Source organism: Microbispora sp. NPDC004025 (assembly GCF_053604425.1).
Map to the genome: position 1 here is coordinate 83,639 of NZ_JBSGHN010000023.1, position 16,697 is coordinate 100,335.

At 68.4% G+C, this 16,697-nt stretch carries 18 protein-coding genes and 1 pseudogene; 13 read left to right on the forward strand and 6 right to left on the reverse strand.

Annotated features, from left to right (window positions below; all coding sequences use genetic code 11):
• Window positions 1-256 precede the first annotated feature (256 nt).
• The gene (locus ACWEQG_RS36865; protein ID WP_452292029.1) at window positions 257-1,435 is read left to right on the forward strand and encodes a cytochrome P450; all 1,179 of its coding nucleotides are present in this window, start codon (window positions 257-259) and stop codon (window positions 1,433-1,435) included.
• Window positions 1,436-1,514: 79 nt separating this feature from the next.
• On the forward strand, window positions 1,515-1,682 hold the full coding sequence (locus tag ACWEQG_RS36870) for a hypothetical protein (RefSeq protein WP_452292054.1): 168 nt from the start codon (window positions 1,515-1,517) through the stop codon (window positions 1,680-1,682).
• Between the two features lie 306 nt (window positions 1,683-1,988).
• Here the strand turns inward: ACWEQG_RS36870 and ACWEQG_RS36875 are convergent, their stop codons facing one another.
• Entirely contained in the window at window positions 1,989-2,408 is a 420-nt protein-coding gene (locus tag ACWEQG_RS36875; RefSeq protein WP_452292031.1) for an ester cyclase, read from the reverse strand.
• Between the two features lie 347 nt (window positions 2,409-2,755).
• Between ACWEQG_RS36875 and ACWEQG_RS36880 the strand changes: the two genes are divergently transcribed.
• On the forward strand, window positions 2,756-3,115 hold the full coding sequence (locus ACWEQG_RS36880; protein WP_452292055.1) for a tyrosine-type recombinase/integrase: 360 nt from the start codon (window positions 2,756-2,758) through the stop codon (window positions 3,113-3,115).
• A gap of 400 nt (window positions 3,116-3,515) precedes the next feature.
• On the opposite strand, the gene ACWEQG_RS36885 is transcribed toward ACWEQG_RS36880, so the two are convergent.
• Complete coding sequence (locus ACWEQG_RS36885) at window positions 3,516-3,896, reverse strand: ArsR/SmtB family transcription factor (RefSeq protein WP_452292033.1); 381 nt, start codon at window positions 3,894-3,896, stop codon at window positions 3,516-3,518.
• Window positions 3,897-3,962: 66 nt separating this feature from the next.
• On the opposite strand from ACWEQG_RS36885, the gene ACWEQG_RS36890 reads away from it, so the two are divergent.
• On the forward strand, window positions 3,963-5,960 hold the full coding sequence (locus ACWEQG_RS36890; protein ID WP_452292034.1) for a heavy metal translocating P-type ATPase: 1,998 nt from the start codon (window positions 3,963-3,965) through the stop codon (window positions 5,958-5,960).
• 156 nt (window positions 5,961-6,116) lie between these two features.
• Here ACWEQG_RS36890 and ACWEQG_RS36895 read toward each other — a convergent pair whose 3' ends face one another.
• Window positions 6,117-6,653: a DUF4396 domain-containing protein gene (locus ACWEQG_RS36895; protein WP_452292036.1), complete on the reverse strand. Its 537-nt coding sequence runs from the start codon at window positions 6,651-6,653 to the stop codon at window positions 6,117-6,119.
• 946 nt (window positions 6,654-7,599) lie between these two features.
• On the opposite strand from ACWEQG_RS36895, the gene ACWEQG_RS36900 reads away from it, so the two are divergent.
• Together ACWEQG_RS36900 and ACWEQG_RS36905 are read left to right on the forward strand one after the other, a co-directional pair.
• On the forward strand, window positions 7,600-8,952 hold the full coding sequence (locus ACWEQG_RS36900) for an MFS transporter (RefSeq protein WP_452292037.1): 1,353 nt from the start codon (window positions 7,600-7,602) through the stop codon (window positions 8,950-8,952).
• Window positions 8,953-8,969: 17 nt separating this feature from the next.
• Window positions 8,970-9,602 carry a TetR/AcrR family transcriptional regulator gene (locus tag ACWEQG_RS36905; protein ID WP_452292039.1) on the forward strand — a complete coding sequence of 211 codons (633 nt, stop codon included), beginning with the start codon at window positions 8,970-8,972 and terminating at the stop codon, window positions 9,600-9,602.
• A gap of 152 nt (window positions 9,603-9,754) precedes the next feature.
• Here the strand turns inward: ACWEQG_RS36905 and ACWEQG_RS36910 are convergent.
• From ACWEQG_RS36910 to ACWEQG_RS36920, 3 genes and pseudogenes are all read right to left on the reverse strand, one after another.
• A pseudogene (locus ACWEQG_RS36910) lies at window positions 9,755-10,369 on the reverse strand (M56 family metallopeptidase); the annotation flags it as partial.
• A gap of 80 nt (window positions 10,370-10,449) precedes the next feature.
• On the reverse strand, window positions 10,450-11,070 hold the full coding sequence (locus tag ACWEQG_RS36915) for a DUF305 domain-containing protein (RefSeq protein ID WP_452292057.1): 621 nt from the start codon (window positions 11,068-11,070) through the stop codon (window positions 10,450-10,452).
• A gap of 75 nt (window positions 11,071-11,145) precedes the next feature.
• Window positions 11,146-11,583: a DUF6153 family protein gene (locus tag ACWEQG_RS36920; RefSeq protein WP_452292041.1), complete on the reverse strand. Its 438-nt coding sequence runs from the start codon at window positions 11,581-11,583 to the stop codon at window positions 11,146-11,148.
• Between the two features lie 464 nt (window positions 11,584-12,047).
• Here ACWEQG_RS36920 and ACWEQG_RS36925 point away from each other — a divergent pair, with 464 nt between their 5' ends.
• The 7 genes from ACWEQG_RS36925 to ACWEQG_RS36955 all read left to right on the forward strand — a co-directional run.
• Entirely contained in the window at window positions 12,048-12,407 is a 360-nt protein-coding gene (locus ACWEQG_RS36925; RefSeq protein ID WP_452292043.1) for a BlaI/MecI/CopY family transcriptional regulator, read from the forward strand.
• Window positions 12,408-13,225: 818 nt separating this feature from the next.
• On the forward strand, window positions 13,226-13,405 hold the full coding sequence (locus tag ACWEQG_RS36930; RefSeq protein ID WP_452292059.1) for a heavy-metal-associated domain-containing protein: 180 nt from the start codon (window positions 13,226-13,228) through the stop codon (window positions 13,403-13,405).
• 136 nt (window positions 13,406-13,541) lie between these two features.
• A complete protein-coding gene (locus tag ACWEQG_RS36935) occupies window positions 13,542-14,975 on the forward strand; it encodes an MFS transporter (RefSeq protein WP_452292045.1) in 1,434 nt (477 codons plus the stop codon).
• 106 nt (window positions 14,976-15,081) lie between these two features.
• Window positions 15,082-15,363, forward strand: coding sequence for a metal-sensitive transcriptional regulator (locus ACWEQG_RS36940; protein WP_452292046.1), 282 nt, complete (start codon window positions 15,082-15,084; stop codon window positions 15,361-15,363).
• Between the two features lie 26 nt (window positions 15,364-15,389).
• On the forward strand, window positions 15,390-15,602 hold the full coding sequence (locus tag ACWEQG_RS36945) for a heavy-metal-associated domain-containing protein (RefSeq protein ID WP_452292048.1): 213 nt from the start codon (window positions 15,390-15,392) through the stop codon (window positions 15,600-15,602).
• The gene (locus ACWEQG_RS36950; RefSeq protein WP_452292050.1) at window positions 15,599-16,534 is read left to right on the forward strand and encodes a hypothetical protein; all 936 of its coding nucleotides are present in this window, start codon (window positions 15,599-15,601) and stop codon (window positions 16,532-16,534) included. Before ACWEQG_RS36945 ends, ACWEQG_RS36950 begins: the two co-directional genes overlap by 4 nt.
• A gap of 29 nt (window positions 16,535-16,563) precedes the next feature.
• A partial coding sequence (locus tag ACWEQG_RS36955) for a cation transporter (protein WP_452292060.1) occupies window positions 16,564-16,697 on the forward strand: 134 nt, incomplete at its 3' end.

Here is a 16,697-nt window from a genome sequence, read left to right on the forward strand (position 1 = left end):
CAAGCAGGCGTCGCTGAGCCCGGCAACGTGATCGTTCTCACCGTCGGATTGCGGGCCGGAGCGGACGTACCCGATGAAGCAGGCGCTGATATCGCCGCGATACCGCGGCCACGGCGATCCATGCCACCGACAGGGATCGGCATACCGCCCGTACTGACCTCGCCGCCATTCATTGCAGCACGACATTCGAGCTACACGAACGCCCATGATCGACGAAACAAGGAGAAAGGCCATGTCCCTGCACACCGTCACGACGATGCCAACAGCGCGTCGGCCCGGCTGTCCCTTCGACCCGCCCGAGGAGCTGATCCAGGCCCGGGAGCACGGCCCGATCAGTCGCTTCCCCTTCCCCGACGGTCACCAGGGCTGGCTGGTCACCGGATACGACCTGGTCCGGTCGGTTCTCGCCGACTCGCGGTTCAGCTCACGCAGGGAGCTGATGCGTCACCACCCGATGGTCGACTACGGCGACATCGAGGTCCCTCCGGCGCCGCCCGGCGAGTTCCTGCTGATGGACGATCCGCAGCACAGCCGCTACCGCAAACCGCTGGTGGGCAGGTTCACCGTACGACGGATGCGGCAGCTCACCGAGCGCGTCGAGCAGGTCACCGCCGAGCACCTCGACGCCATGGAGAAGGCCGGGCCGCCGTCGGACCTGGTGACCGCGTTCGCCAAGCCCATCCCCTCCGTCATCATCTGTGAGCTGCTGGGCGTGCCGTACGAGGATCGGGGCTCGTTTCAGGAACACATCGACAAGTTCCTCGGCGGGGAGGCCGGCGACGAGGAACTGTTCGCGGCTTACGCCGCGACCCAGGACTACCTCGCCGAGCTGGTGGCCGCCAAGCGCGCCGAGCCCACCGACGACGTGCTCAGCGAACTCGCCGACAGTGATCTGACCGATGAGGAGCTGAAGGGGGTCGCCCTGATCCTGCTGTCGGCCGGGTTCGACACCACCGCGAACATGCTGGCGCTGGGTACCTTCGCGCTCCTGCGCCATCCGGAGCAACTGGCCGCATGGCGCGCCGATCCCGCGCTCACCGATGGGGCCGTGGAGGAGCTGCTGCGATATCTGAGCGTCGCCAAGACGTTCATGAGGACGGCGCTGGAGGACGTCGAGCTGGGCGGCCAGATCGTCGAGGCCGGCACGACCGTCATCCTGTCCTACAACACCGCCAACCGCGACCCCGAGCGCTTCACCGATCCCCATGTGCTCGACCTTCGTAGGCAGGACGGCGGGCACCTGGCCTTCGGCCACGGCATCCACCAGTGCCTGGGCGCGCAGCTGGCCCGCGTCGAGATGCGCGTCGCGATCCCCGCGCTGATCAACCGCTTCCCCACGCTGCGCCTGGCCGTACCGGCGGAGAAGGTCGACCTGCGCCCGGAAATCGCGGACATCTACGGGGTGAAGAGCCTTCCGGTCGCCTGGAACGCGTGACCGGAAGCTAGCGGCCGCAGCCCGCTTTCGCGAGTCGGCATCTTTGTAAGATCGTTCTTCTCGACAGTGCCGCAAGCCGATCGAGCCGCGCAACCTCGCCCGGTCCTTCGCCCGGATCGTGGAGACGCACAAGCTCCGGCCGATCAGGGTTCACGACCTCCGGCACACCGCAGCGTCCTTGCTCAAGAAGCTCGGCGTCGCGCCGCGTGACGCGATGGAAATCCTCGGCACAGCCAGATCTCGGTGACGATGGAGATCTACACGCACGGGGACGGCGAGAGCCGCGAGAATGCCCTCAAGAGGGTGCCGGGACTATTCGAGTGAGTCTGTTGCAGTAGCCGTTGCAGCAAAGCGCCCCGGAGCTTGATCGCTTCGGGGCGTTTATCGTGGTGGGGCTACCAGGACTTGAACCTGGGACCTCTTCCTTATCAGGACTGTCCACGCCGTGATCACGGGATCGCGCCCTGCGCCTGATCAGTGCTGGACGGTCGTGGACGTGAGCCGTCGTGTGCCCCTGTTGCAGTAGCCGTTGCAGTACGGCAGACGTCCGCGGCTAAGGGGGCAGTAGCCCAAGCTGGGCATATGCCTGCAGTTGATCCCAGTAAAGGCGGTGGGTGACGATCAAGCCTGCCTCCAGCGCGAAGATCCAGCAGCATTGCAGATGAACGCGCCGACCGGTAGGCGGGACTATGTCGCCGCCAGGTAGCAGGAAAGGGCCGCTGTGGGTACCGCTGACGGTGGTCAGCGCAGCGACGTCGTCATCCTGCGCAATCGTCTGTTGGGTAGCGTTGTGTACGTCGGGGAACGCTTCCCAGATGTGCGCGTGATACGAAATGATCTCGTCCCGGCCATCGCCGACACCGCCGGGTGACACCGAGACCGCGTCCGGGGCGTAGTAACGCGCAAGGGCATCCAGGTCGTGGGTGTTGTATGAGTCGAAAAAGTCCTGCACAAGTTGTACGACGTCCGTCATGGGCACGGCCTCCCGTCCTTGCTCATGCCGTGCAGGAGTCACCTACCCCGTGAGGTGCTCGCCTTCACCCCTCAGCTGTGGCAGTTGTCCCTCGAACAGGGGAGCGTATGCGGATTCCGCAAGCGTTCTCCCTGGCTGATCGTCCCGTCGCCGTCGTCCCACCCGTCAGGGGAGCGGGCCAGGGCCACGGCGGCGAGACGATCAGCACCGCAACCGTCTACGGCCCCGACCTGCGATCCGGGTCGGCAAGGAACTGCACCACGGGCCGGTGAAGACGAGGGCCGGCAACCGGTCGCTGCCACTCCTCGGCGTCGTACGGAGGCGTTGGAGATCCAGCGGACCAGAAGATCCTCCGCGATGAGGCGGGAAAGGGCCGGACGGACACCGGGCTCGTCTTCACCACCAGATCGGGCAAGCCGATCGAGCCGCGCAACCTCGCCCGGTCCTTCGCCCGGATCATGGAGACGCACAAGCTCCGGCCGATCAGGGTTCACGACCTCCGGCACACCGCAGCGTCCATGCTCAAGAAGCTCGGCGTCGCGCCGCGTGACGCGATGGAAATCCTCGGCACAGCCGGATCTCGGTACCAATGGAGATCTACACGCACGGGGACGGCGAGAGCCGCGAGAATGCCCTCAAGAGGGTGCCGGGACTATTCGAGTGAGTCTGTTGCAGTACCCGTTGCAGCCAAGCGCCCCGGAGCTTGATCGCTCCGGGGCGTTTATCGTGGTGGGGCTACCAGGACTCGAACCTGGGACCTCTTCCTTATCAGGCAACGACGCGTCCGCGAGAGCTGAAGGGCAGGATCATCCGCTATGACGAGTTCCGTCCCGCGCAGCGTGTGAGGTTGCCGTCGAAGGTCGTCGATCGGACCATCCCCTGACCGGCAGCATGATGGCCTACAACTGGGCCATCAACGGCAGGTCGTACGGCCCGAAGACCGTCCTGCCCATCCGTCCCGGGGAACGGGTCCGGCTGCAGTTCGTCACTGAACCATGATGTGGCATCCCATGCACCTGCACGGCCACACCTTCGCCTTACCGACAGCGGAATCCGCACCGCCGCGCACCGCCAAGGCTGAGTGCGGGGACGGTCCGGCTGCGTGTGTCAGGAGGCGGCGCGGGCAGGCCGTGTCGCAGCGCCGGACGGCTCCTGGTCGTGGTCTTCGCCGCGGTCGATGTGATCGGCGTGGAACAGGCCCTCGGCAAGCAGACGGCGCACGTGCTCGTCGGCGGCGCTGTAGTAGACGAAGGTTCCCTCGCGCCGGCCTTTGACCAGCCCTGCCAGGCGCAGCTTGGCCAGGTGCTGGCTGACCGCGGTCGGCGCCGCGCCGGCGAGCTCGGCCAGGCAGGCCACCGACGACTCGCCCTGCAGCAGCGCCCACAAGATCTTGATGCGGGTGGGGTCGGACAGCAGCCGGAACGACTCGGCGGCCAAGTGCACCTGTTCCTCGTTCGGCATTTCGAAGTCGGGCAGCGAGGTGTGCATGCCGCCAGCATAGTCCCGAACCCTGCTATTTGCGTACCTGCATGACTGCGCATATAAGCTGGCAGGGTGACGACAGACCTGACAACGCGCCCCACTCCCCGGGCCGTGGCCGCACCCAGCCGTAAGCAGGCCTGGTGGCGGTCTGGGGCCGGATCACTGCCCGAGGTGCGCTGGGCGATCGCTGCGACCGTTCTGTTCGCCGCCGGCGGCGTCTGCCAGCTGTCCGGGGCGCCCTCCTGGCTGTGGTGGGCCCTGTATCTGACCTGCTATGCGGCCGGCGGGTGGGAGCCAGGGCTGGCCGGGCTACGGGCACTGCGCGAGCGGACACTGGACGTCGACCTGCTCATGGTCGCCGCGGCGATCGGCGCCGCCGCGATCGGGCAGGTCTTCGACGGCGCGCTGCTGATCGTCATCTTCGCCACCTCAGGGGCGCTGGAGGCGGTGGCGACCAAACGCACCGCCGACTCGGTGCGCACCCTGCTGAACCTCGCCCCCGAAAAGGCGACCCGGCTGGATCCGGCGGGACAGGAGGAGGTCGTCGAGACCACCGCTCTGGCCGTCGGCGACGTCATCGTGGTCAGGCCCGGGGAGCGCATCGGCGCCGACGGCCAGGTGATCGCCGGGGCCGGCGACGTCGACCAGGCGACCATCACCGGCGAGAGCATCCCGGTGGACAAACAGGCCGGCGACGAGGTGTTCGCCGGCACCGTCAACGGCTCCGGGATGCTGCGCGTGCGGGTGGGCCGCCCGGCCGGCGAGACGGTCATCGCCCGGATCGTGGCCATGGTCGAGCAGGCCAGCGCCACCAAGGCACGCACCCAGCTGTTCATCGAGAAGGTCGAGCAGCGCTACTCGGTGGTCATGGTCGCCGCCACCCTCACGCTGTTCGTGATTCCCCTGGCCTTGGGCCAGGACCTGCGGGGCAGCCTGCTGCGGGCGATGACCTTCATGATCGTCGCCTCGCCGTGCGCGGTGGTGCTGGCCACCATGCCGCCGCTGCTGGCCGCCATCGCCACCGCGGGCCGCCACGGCGTGCTCGTCAAGTCCGCGGTGGTGATGGAACAGCTCGCCGACGTGACCCAGGTGGCCTTCGACAAGACCGGCACCCTCACCGAGGGCCGCCCGCACCTGGCCCACATCCGCGCCCTGCCCGGCACCACCCTCAGCGAACGTGAGCTGCTCACGCTCGCCGCCGCTGCCGAGGACGGCTCGGAACACCCCCTCGGCCGGGCCGTCACCGCCGCCGCCCACGACAAGGGCCTGCCACTGCCCCCAGCCACAGGGTTTGCGGCAGTGCCCGGACAGGGCGTGCGCGCTCATGTCGCCGGTCACCTGGTCCAGATCGGCAGCCCCGCCCACCTGCTTCCCGAGTGGGAACCCGATGCCGAGCCGGCCCGGGCCCTGGTGGCCGAGCTCGAAGACGGCGGACACACGGCCGTGGTGATGCTGCTGGATGGCCACCCTGCCGCGGTGCTGGCCCTGGCCGACCGCATCCGGCCCGGCGCCGCCGACGTCGTGGACCACCTGACCGCCCTCACCCACGCCGCACCGGTGCTGCTGACCGGCGACAACCCCCGCGCCGCCACCCGGCTGGCCGCCCAGACCGGCATCACCGACGTCCGCGCCGGCCTGCTGCCCGAGCACAAGGTCGACGCCGTACGCGGCCTGCAACAGCAGGGGGCGCGGGTGGCGCTGGTCGGCGACGGCGTCAACGACGCCCCCGCCCTGGCCACCGCGCACATCGGCATCGCGATGGGCCACACCGGCGCCGACCTGACCTTGGAAGCCGCCGACGCCGTCATCACCCGCGACGAGCTCGACGCCGTCCCCACCGTGATCGCGCTGGCCCGCCGCGCCCGCCGCCTGGTCATCGCCAACCTCGCCATCGCCGCCATGTTCATCGCCGTACTGGTGGCCTGGGACCTGCTCGGCGACCTGCCACTGCCGCTCGGCGTCGCCGGGCACGAAGGCTCCACCGTCATCGTCGGCCTCAACGGCCTACGCCTGCTGCGAGGCGCCGCCTGGCGACGCGCCACCGGCGACCTCACCGAACGCCGGCCCTGATATTTCTTGGCGGCGATCTTCGCGCGACCTCGGTGCACACCTGTCCCCCGGGGCAACAGATGACGGGCACCGAGCCGGCGTCCGTCCCGAGTGGCGAAGGCCGCGACGGGACCCCCATCACGGCGGCCTGACCGAACAGGCCGCCCACACCGCTGCTCAGTGGTGGTAGGCGTGGACGACGGCGTGTCCCTTGCCCTTGCCGATGATCCACTTGTTGATCGGCGTGGTGACCAAGAAGGCGACGAGCAGGGCAAGCGCCAGGGTGCCCCAGAACAGCGCGGACGCCAGGGTAGCGTCCATGGCGCCTGGGACCGCGAGCATGACGCCGTTGTCCACAATCTCCATGACGATGATGGAAACGGTATCGGCCGCCAGCGCCAGCTTGATCGCGCTGCCCCAGCCCACTCCAGCCTTACGGAGAGGCAGCAGGGTCAGCAGGTAGCCGAAGAAGAAGGCCAGCACGACGGCCAAGGCGACGGACAGGCCGGTGGTCCAGCCGAGCGCGGTGGAAATCACCAAGCCCAGCACTTCGCCGATGGCGCACCCGGTCAGGCAGTGCAGCGTCGCCGACGCGGCCGTCCGCCAGGACGCTTTCATGTCGACGCCGTGATGCGAATGGGCCGCATGGTCCGTGGTTGGCGGGTGCTCGCCGTACCCGTGCTCCATCTGGTCGTGGTGGTGCTGCTCGGTCATGGCTACTCCGACACAAGTAGGTGGGCCTCGTTACCCGTCCGAGGGTAATACCCCTGGGGGGTATAGGCAAGACGGCGAGCGGAACCGGGCGAAGCGACAACCGTGAGTCGGCGTCGGACGACAGGGTGAGGGCCGATGAGACTTGCGGTCGCCGAGGGCCGTCAGGCGCGGAAGGGCCTGTAGGCCGCGGAGAAGGTCCGGCCACTGTCATTGGACTGATGGACCGTGCCATCCTCTGTTGCAACGAGGAGACGGCGTCCGTCGGAGGTGGCGACAGCCGCGGGGCCGGGGACAGTTCCCTGCGTCTTCCAGGGCTTCCCGTCGTCCTGGCTCACACGAACCGTCTCGTCGGTAGCGACTCCAATGACGAGGCCCTTGCCCAGCGCGTCCAGGAAAGTGAACGTGGGGCCACTCTCACGGCGGTGTCTGTCGCCCTGACCTGGAAGAGGCCGAAGTGGCCGGCGACATGAATCGCGCCGTCAGCCGGATCGACGCCGAGGCCGTGGATGTGGCCGATCCCCGGATCCATGGATTCACTTCGTTGGCTCTGGGGCCGATCGACTAGATCGGCTTGGCAGCCGGTTACCAGCATGGCCAGCAGGGCGACGATGCCAGGGAGGCGACGCCGGGTCGCAAGCATGGCAATCCTCGTCTCGCGGGCACCCGGGACCGTCTTTGTGACGATGCTACTAGGAACCCTAGTAGATGTTGCACATGCTGAAACGCCCGCACCAAGAACTCGTACAACGCTGTTCGGGTTATTGGGCTACGCTAACCCGTACACGGTTGTACGACTTATCTGTCGCGCTTGGGTTCGTCGTGCAGCCTTCACGTCCCCTTCCGGAGGTCGCTCGTGAGCCATCCCGTCTCTGCTCGCCATCCGCATGACGTGCGGGCCCATCCCGAGACCCCACCTGACCGGCTCCGCTGGGTTGCCCTCGCGTTGGTGTGCCTGGCCCAGTTCATGCTGATCCTCGACGTCACCGTCGTGAACGTCGCGCTACCCAGCATGAGCGCCGACCTGCACTTGGACCGCGAAACGCTCACGTGGGTGGTCACCGCCTACACCCTCTGTTTCGGAGGGCTGATGCTGCTGGGCGGCCGGCTCGCGGACGCACTCGGCGCGCGACGGACCCTGCTGGCCGGTCTCGCCGTCTTCACCCTCGCGTCGCTCGGGACGGGCCTGGCCGCGAGCGGACCGGTGCTGATCGCCGGTCGTGTCGCGCAGGGAGTCGGAGCAGCCCTGCTCTCCCCGGCGGCGTTGTCCATCGTCACGACCGCCTTCCACGGTGCTGAGCGCAACAGAGCGCTGGGCGTCTGGGCCGCGCTGGGCGGCATCGGATCGGCGGCGGGAGTCATCCTGGGCGGCGCGATAACGGCCGGCCCCGGCTGGGAGTGGGTGTTCTTCATCAACGTCCCCGTCGGCGTCGTAGTGCTGGTCGCCGTGCCGTTCACCGTCCCGGCCCCGGCACGCCAAGCTCAGCGGGGTCGGATCGATCTGCTCGGGGCGCTGCTGGTCACCGGGGCGACCGCCTCCCTCATCTACGGACTGGTCGAAGCGGGCGACACCGGCTGGGGCGGTGCGGCGACGCTCGTGCCGCTGATCGCCGCCCTGGTGCTGTACGCCGGGTTCGCGATCGTGGAAAGGCGGGTTCGCGCGCCGCTCATGGACGTTCGCATGCTCTCCCGGCGTCCCGTCCTCGCGGGTGCCTTCCTCATGCTGGTCGCCAGCGCGTTGCTGATCGGCTTCTTCTTCCTCGGTTCCGTCTACCTGCAGCACGCCCGCGGGTACAGCGCCCTTGGCACCGGTCTCATGTTCCTGCCCGTCGCGGTGGCCACCGGCATCGGTGCACACGTCGGCAGTCGTCTCATCGGGCGCGCCGGCAGCCGTCCGATCGCCGCCGCGGGGTTGGCGCTCGCCGCCGTCGGCGCCTGGCTTCTCACCGGCCTGTCCGCCGAGGCCGACGTCTGGGCGGTCCTGATACCGGGCTTCGCCGTGGCCGCGGCCGGCCTCGGCGCGGTGTTCGTCGCAGCCACCACCTCCGCACTCGGCTACATCTCCCATCAGGAGGCCGGCCTCGCATCGGGCGTGGTCAACACCTTCCACGAGGTCGGCGGGTCGGTCGGCGTCGCCGTCGTCTCCACCGTCGCAGCCGCGGGCATCGAGACCGGCACGATCACCGGCTTCGGCACCGCCTTCACCGTGAGCGCCGTCAGTGCCGCTCTCGGCGTCCTCGTCACCCTGGTCCTGGTCCCACGCGGCAGACCACATCACGTCGCAGGGCCGCACGCGCACTGAGGACCTAGGCTGCATCCATGGTCACGGCACGCGACACCCGTACGGCGGACGGGCGGCGGGACGAGGACGACTCGCCCCGCCGGGCCGACGCCGAGCGCAACATCGCCACCATCCTCGCCACCGCCCTGGACCTGTTCGGTAGGAACGACAACGTCAGCATGGCCGACGTCGCCCGCGCCGCCGGGCTGGGCCGGGTCACCGTCTACGCGCACTTCCCCTCCCGGGCGGACCTGATCGACGCGTTGGTCGTGCACGCGATCAGCAAGGCGGAGCAGGCGATGGACGACTGCCTGGCCCGCTCCCACGGCTCAGCGGACCGAGCCTTGGCGGACCTGATCGATTCGACCTGGCAGGTGCTCAACCACTACCGGCGGCTGCGCACTCACGCGACGGCCACGCTGGGAATCGAACGGCTCAACCGACACCACGACCCGGTACGCCACCGGGTCGAACAGCTCGTCGCCCGGGGGCAGGAGGAGGGCGCCTTCCGCACGGACCTGCCGATCGACTGGATGGTCACCAGCCTGTTCAGCCTGATCCACACCGCAGCCGACGAAGTAGAGGCGGGACAGGTCACGCAGGATGCCGCTCCCTGCCTGCTGACCTCGACACTGCTGGCCATGCTCCGGCCGCCATCCCCCGCACAGTGAAATCGCCGCTGGTTTTCGGTCGCGGGACGGTCGGCGACTGAGAGCTTCTGTAGCGCACCGATGAGTGGAGCCCTTCCGTGGTGGTGCGCCGCGTGATCGTCGGCGGCCAGTTCCAGCAGGCCGGGCAGGGTGGTGTGCGCGAGCCGTAGCGTACCGAGCCAGAGAACCGCGGCGCGCAGTGCGTCGGCCAGCATCAGGACCAGGTGGTGCCGCTGCCGCAGGTGCGCGCGCTCGTGGGCCAGCACCGCCTCCATCTCGGCCGGGCCGAGCCGGTCGAGGGCGCCTGTGGTCACGACGATGGGCCGTTCTCTCGCCGGCAGACAGTAGATCACCGGTATGGGGTGCTCGAGCACGCGGACGTCCGGTGTCCCGGCGAGATCCCCCGCGACCACGTCGAGCATCTGCCGGTGCTCGCGGCGTTCCCGCACGGTCCGGACCACTCTGGGCACAGCCAGGCTAAGGGACGTGATCCCCGCCGCGAGAAGCAGGACCGTCGCGAATGCCGCCACCGGGGATATGGCATGGCCGTCCTTCGGCAGGCAGTCGGCAAGCCAGTCGACGAGCCGGCGACCGGGAGCGGAGGGCCAGACGAGTGCGATAGCGGTCAGCCCGGTCAAGGCCGGCATGGTGCCGGCGAGGGCGGCGGTCCACAGTGCTACGGCGGTGCCGGGCAACCCCGCCGACCATCGCGCGCGCAGCAGCATGGGGCCCGCGAGGTGCCCGAGCAGGAACACGCATGCGGCCAAGGCGATGATTGCGGCGATCATTCCCAGTTCTCACCTTCTAGCGCCTGGGATTCGGGGAGCGGGTGGGCGACGGGGGACCCGTCGCCCACCCGTCGGGAGTACTACTGCAGGAGCTTCTTCATGGTGCTGATCTCCGCGGACTGGCTGGTGATGATGGAGTCGGCCATCTGCTTGGCCGGCTCGTAGACGCCGGCTCCCTGCTCCTCCTTGGCCATGGTGATGGCGCCCTCATGGTGCTGGATCATCATCGTCAGGAACGCCTTGTCGAATGCGGCGCCCTTGAGGCCTTCGAGCTTCTTCATGTCCTCGCCGGACATCATGCCGGGCATGCCGTGGTCCATATGGTCCATCGGCATGCCGTCCTCACCGGGGGCCTGGACACCCCAGCTTTCGAGCCAGCCGGTCATCATCTGAATCTCGGGATCTTGGGCGGCTTCGATCTGCTTGGCCAGCTCCTTGACCTTGCTGCCGGCGGCACGATCCTCGGCCAGCTTCGCCATGTCAAGGGCCTGGCGGTGGTGCGGGATCATCATCTGCGCGAACCAGATGTCCCGGTCGTTGTGGTCCGCGGCCGGGCTGGTGACAGGAGCCGGCGATTCGGCAGGTATCGCGGACATCGACGACGTGGCGGACATGTCGTGGCTGGCGGTGTCCGCGGAGCCGCAGGCACTGGTGAGCAGACCGGCCGAGAGCAGGGCAGCGGGAATGGCAAGACGCTTCATGATGAACACTCTCCGTGTGTAGGTGCATGCAGGTCGCTGTAGCTCGACGGCGAGGCAGACCGTCGAGTGCGCCTTCTACACCCGGATCACACAGAGTTGCGTGAGAGTAGGCCCTCTGGGACGGCCGGTGGGCCCGCAAGGGAGGAACGACTGCAAGAGCAGTCGGATCGGCGAGGCACCGAAGCGGCCTGCACCCACCATGACGAGGAGAAGTAGTAGGACCGACCCGCCCAGGAGGAGGGCGAGACAGACCTGGCCGCCGCCGTGGCCCTGGTGGGGAGAACTGGGTTCGTCGCTGTGCCGGTCGTGGGATCCGGCCATCGGCATCGCCGAATGGTCGCTCTGAGCGGAGTGCAGGGCCAGGACGTTAGGAGTGGGAAGAGGTCCTGGTGAGGGCTGCAGCCCGTGCATGGCGAGCAGGCCGCACAGGACGGCGGCAAGCAGGAGCAGTCCGCTCAAGGAAGCGAGCCTGCGCGCCACACCGTCCGTAGTCACAGTGGACACATTAGCCATGGATCCAGGCGCTTCCCCGCATCACCCGGCTATGCCTTTCCAAGCGCTCACTACTACCCGCACTAGTGATCGTGATGGCCTCCGGCGAACTAGTGCCGGGCCATCGGCACTGACGTTCGATCACGATCGTCGCCGAGACCGTAGGCAAGGAAGCGAGCGATGGTGCCGTCTGGAGGACAGGAGATCGGGAGACATCCGATAGCGCGATTGCCACCTACGCCTTGAACTACTACCTCGCTCCGCAGCGGACTCGGCCATCAGGCAGCAGGTCGACGGTTGAGGGGCTGAACAGGGATAGTGTGATCGTCGGCGCCGGAGGAGACACCACTGATTCCGGCGTGGCATCCCGGGGGCAGCGGTTGGTCGACCGCCACCGCCTACGACAGGAGCCCGGAACTGGTGACGCTTTGTCGCACCAGGCCTGATCTACTACCTTACCTAGGAAGGACGAAGGCGGAGGAGACGTGCGCGAGTTCGGCAAGCTCGAGGCAGCGGTGATGGACTGCGTCTGGGCTCTCGGCCGGCCCGTGTCCGTACGCGAGGTGCTGACCGAGCTCCAGAAAAGCCGCGACATCGCCTACACCACGGTGATGACGGTGATGGACACCCTGCACGGCAAGGGCTGGCTGCGCCGTCGATTGGAGGGCCGCGCCTACAGTTACGAGGCTGTGGCCTCGCGCGAGGCGTACACGGCTCGTTTGATGCGCGGAGCGCTGGCCACGAGCAACAACCAGGCTGCGGCGTTCGTCCACTTCCTCTCCGAGCTGACCCCTACGGAGGCGGAAGCGCTTCGGCAGGCGTTGAAAATCGTCCCCCCGAACTGATCTCCGCCCACCAACAGGTTCCGGTTCGGATCAGCGTACTCGGACAGGGACATACGGTCGCGCCTCCCGCGCGGTCCTCTCCGTGACCATGGCTTGGAAGTGCGCGCACGAGGTGAAGTCCTCATGGTCGCAGTCCAGCGCACATCGGATGAGCTCCAGCGAGGCTTCCGCCTGGGCGATGCGCCGCCCCAAATCGTTCTCGAGACGCCGCAGAATGACGCGCCGTTCCGCCGGCTCCCTGGCTGCGATCGTCTCCCGGATGGTTCGAGGACGTGGCGGTAGAGGTCCACACCGGCATCTTCACCGACGCCACCATGCTGCCCGATGCTGTCGGGCATCGCCGAGGGAGCCTGCGCGACCGGGCGCACTCGACCGGGAGCAGGCCGACATGTGGATCGCGGAGCAGGCCGCACGAGCCAAGACAGGGCGGCTCTTCCTTGCGATACCGCTGTTCCTCGCCTCGGCACGACGCCCCTGACGAGAACGCCTTCCGGTGACGGTTCAAGAGACCAGCCGTACGCCGCCCATGAAGGGGCGCGTCCTGATGCTGACGATCTTCACCACGTCTCCGTCTGCACGGCGATGACGGGGCGGGGTGGGTGCCGGCCGACAGCCCTCGCCCGGCTCTCTTCAGGAGCTGACCGGGGAAGACAAACCCCGCGGGGGTATGTTACGGTCACGCTGCCATACCCCCTAGGGGTAGCGACTGAAGGAGGACGGATATGTGCACGGCATGCGCGTGCGGTACGGAGTCGGCTCAGACCGCGGCGACCGCTGAGGCGAATGCGGCTGACGGCAAGGTCTATTCGGTGAGCGGGATGACCTGCGGCCACTGCGTCTCGTCGGTGTCCGGGGAGATCGGCAAGGTCGGCGGCGTCACCGGCGTGGTGGTCGATCTGCCGACCGGCGCGGTCACCGTCAGCGGCGCGGGGTTCACCGACGAGGAGATCCGCGCAGCGGTGGAGCAGGCCGGCTACCAGCTGGCGAGCCGGTCCTAGCGGGTCGCGCCCTGAAGAAGGCGGTGGGCGTGCACTGGCATGCACGCCCACCTGCGGGGCCGGTCCGATTCGGCATCACACCCAACCCTCTGGCGCATCCTCCCATCACGGCGGATGCGAAGAACAGGAGTGCGGCATGAACGCCGTCAATCCGCGCAGGTGGCGGGCACTGGTCGTGCTCGCCGCCGCGCAGTTCATGGTCATCATGGACACCTCGATCATCGGTGTCGCGTTACCCGACATGCAGCGCGATCTGGGTTTCTCCCCGGACGCGCTGCAGTGGGTCTTCAACGCCTACGTCATCGCCTTCGGCGGCCTGCTGCTGCTCGGAGGTCGTCTGTCCGACCTGTTCGGCGCCCGCAGGGTCTTCACCACGGGCTGGCTCGTTCTGATCGCCGGGTCGGCCGTCGCCGCCGCGGCGAGCAGCCCTTGGGTGGAAATCCTCGGCCGTGGTGTGCAGGGTGTCGGCGGCGCGCTCATCGCTCCGGCCTCGATGACCCTGCTCATGATGCTCTTCTCGCACGATCCGCGGGAGCTCGGCAAGGCCATGGCGCTGTACGGCGCGGCGGCCCCGGCCGGCGGCACCGCCGGGGTGTTCCTCGGCGGGGTCATCACCGAGTATCTGAGCTGGCCGTGGGTCTTCATCGTCTACATCCCCATCGGCATCGCCACCCTGCTGGCCGTGCCCGCGCTGCTGCCCTCGGTTGCCGGCAGGCGCGGGTCGGTGGACGTGCTCGGCGGGGTCGCCGTCACCGCCGGGATCGCCTTGGCCGTGTTCGCGATCGTCCGGGCGCCCGAGCAGGGCTGGGGATCTGCCGCCACACTGCTGGAACTGGCGGGGGCGGTCGTGCTGCTCGCGCTGTTCCTGATCGTTCAGCGCGTGATCCGGGAGCCGCTCATGCCGCTGGGGATCTGGCGCACCCCCGGGCTGGCCGTCGCCAACCTGGCGATGGCACTGCTGGGAGCGGCCTGGATCCCGATGTGGTACTTCCTCAACCTCTACCTGCAGCAGGTCCTCGGCTACAGCGCCTTCCCCAGCGGAGCGGCCCTGCTCCCGATGACGATCGCCATCATGATCTTCATGATCGGGATCACCGCCCGGCTGCTCGGCCGGTTCGGCGCCAAGCCGCTGATCGTCATCGGGCTCGGCGTACTGGCCGCGGGGGTGGCCGGGCTGTCCCTGGTCCGGCCGGACGGGACCTTCGTCGCCGACGTGCTGCCCGCCTCGCTGGTCGCGGCGGTCGGCATGTCCCTGGCCTACATCCCCGCGATGATGTCGGCCATGTCCGGCGCTCGGCCCGAGGAGAGCGGCCTGGCCTCCGGCATCGTCAACACCACCTACCAGATCGGCTCCGCGCTCGGCCTGGCCGTGATGACCGCGCTCGCCACCAGCGAGGGAGCGGCCGCAGCGACCGGTCCGGCCGCGCTGACCGACGGTTTCCAGGCCGCCTTCATCGGCGCGGCCGTCGTGGCCGCGGCGGGGGCCGTGCTGACCCTGCTGCTGATGCGCAAGCCCGCATCCGCCGTGTCTCCTGCAGTGGACGCCGATGCGACATCCGCACACGTGTGAGTGACGGTAAGTGGGCCCGCCCCTGGAAGCGGCGGGCCCACGAAATACCCTAGGGGGGTAGAGTGTTCAATAGAGACAACAGACCTCAGCAGAGCAAGGCGGGGAGATGGCCGGATACACGGGGACCAAGGAAGACCACCTCAGGCGGTTGCGCCGGATCGAGGGGCAGGTCCGCGGACTGCAGCGGATGGTCGACGAGGACAAGTACTGCATCGACATCCTCACCCAGGTCTCGGCCGCCAACAGAGCACTCCAGGCGTTCGCCCTGGAACTGCTCGACGAGCACATGGCGCACTGCGTCGCCGAGGCCATCGCCAAGGGTGGCACCGAGGCCGACGCCAAGATCAAGGAAGCCTCCGACGCCGTCGCCCGTCTCGTCCGTTCCTGATCGATCGACAACCGAAGGAAAACGTCATGACCACCGCCACCTACACCGTCACCGGCATGACCTGCGGCCACTGCGTCAGCTCCGTCAAGGAGGAGGTCGGTGAGGTTCCCGGCGTCACCGGAGTCGAGGTCGACCTGGCCACCGGGCTTCTGACCGTCGAAAGCGGCAGCCCTCTCGACGCTGCCCGCATCAGGGCCGCCGTCGAGGAGGCCGGATACGAAGTGGCGGAACAGTCATGAAGGCGTCATTCACCCTGGGTGCCTACGCTCTCGGTCTCGCCGTGGTCTTCGCAGGAGCGTTCGGCATCGGCGGCGCCGTCGGCGCCACCGCACCGGCACCCGCGAAGACCGGCCACGCGGAGCACGCGAAGGCGGCCGTGAAGGAGACGGAACACGTCCCGGGAGGACTTCAGGTGTCCCAGAACGGCTACACCCTCACCCCGCAGGCCACGACCATCACCCCCGGGACCGAGACCGACTTCCGGTTCACGGTGAACGGACCAGACGGCCGGCCGGTGACCGCCTACCAGACCAAGCACGACAAGAAGCTGCACCTCATCGTGGTCAGCCGAGATGCGACCATCTTCCGGCACCTGCACCCAGAGCTTGCCGGTGACGGAGTCTGGTCGGTGCCGCTGACCCTGCCCGACGCCGGCGCCTACCGGATCTTCGCCGACTTCGCGCCGCAGGGCGGGGAAGGCCTGACCCTCGGCGCCGACCTGTATGCCCCCGGCGACTACGCGCCCCGGCCGCTGCCGGCGCCTAGCCGTACGGCGACTGTCGACGGATACACCGTCCAGCTTGACGGCACCCTCACACCGGGTGCTGCGAGCAAGCTCACCGCACAGATCAGCAGGGACGGCAAGCCCGTCACCGACCTGCAGCCCTATCTCGGGGCCTACGGGCACCTGGTCGCGCTGCGCGCGGGCGACCTCGCGTACCTCCACGTGCACCCCGACGGCGCTCCGGGTGACGGCATCACCCCCGCCGGCCCAGGCATCACCTTCTACGCCGAGGTCCCCAGCCGCGGCGACTACCGGCTCTTCCTCGACTTCCAGCACGACGGGACCGTGCACACCGCCGCCTTCACCGTACGGGCGGAGCACCCCTCAGGGGCGGCCCCCTCCGTCACGGCGGACCACGAATCCGAACACTCTCACTCCGGCCACTGACACCGGGCATGATCCAGAAAGGAGGAGCGATGACCTCCATCACCGGCGACAAGCCGTCCACCGCGGGCGGCGCGGTCGAGCTTTCGATCGGCGGCATGACCTGCGCGTCGTGCGCCAACAGGATCGAGCGCAAGCTCAACAAGCTGGACGGTGTGACCGCGAC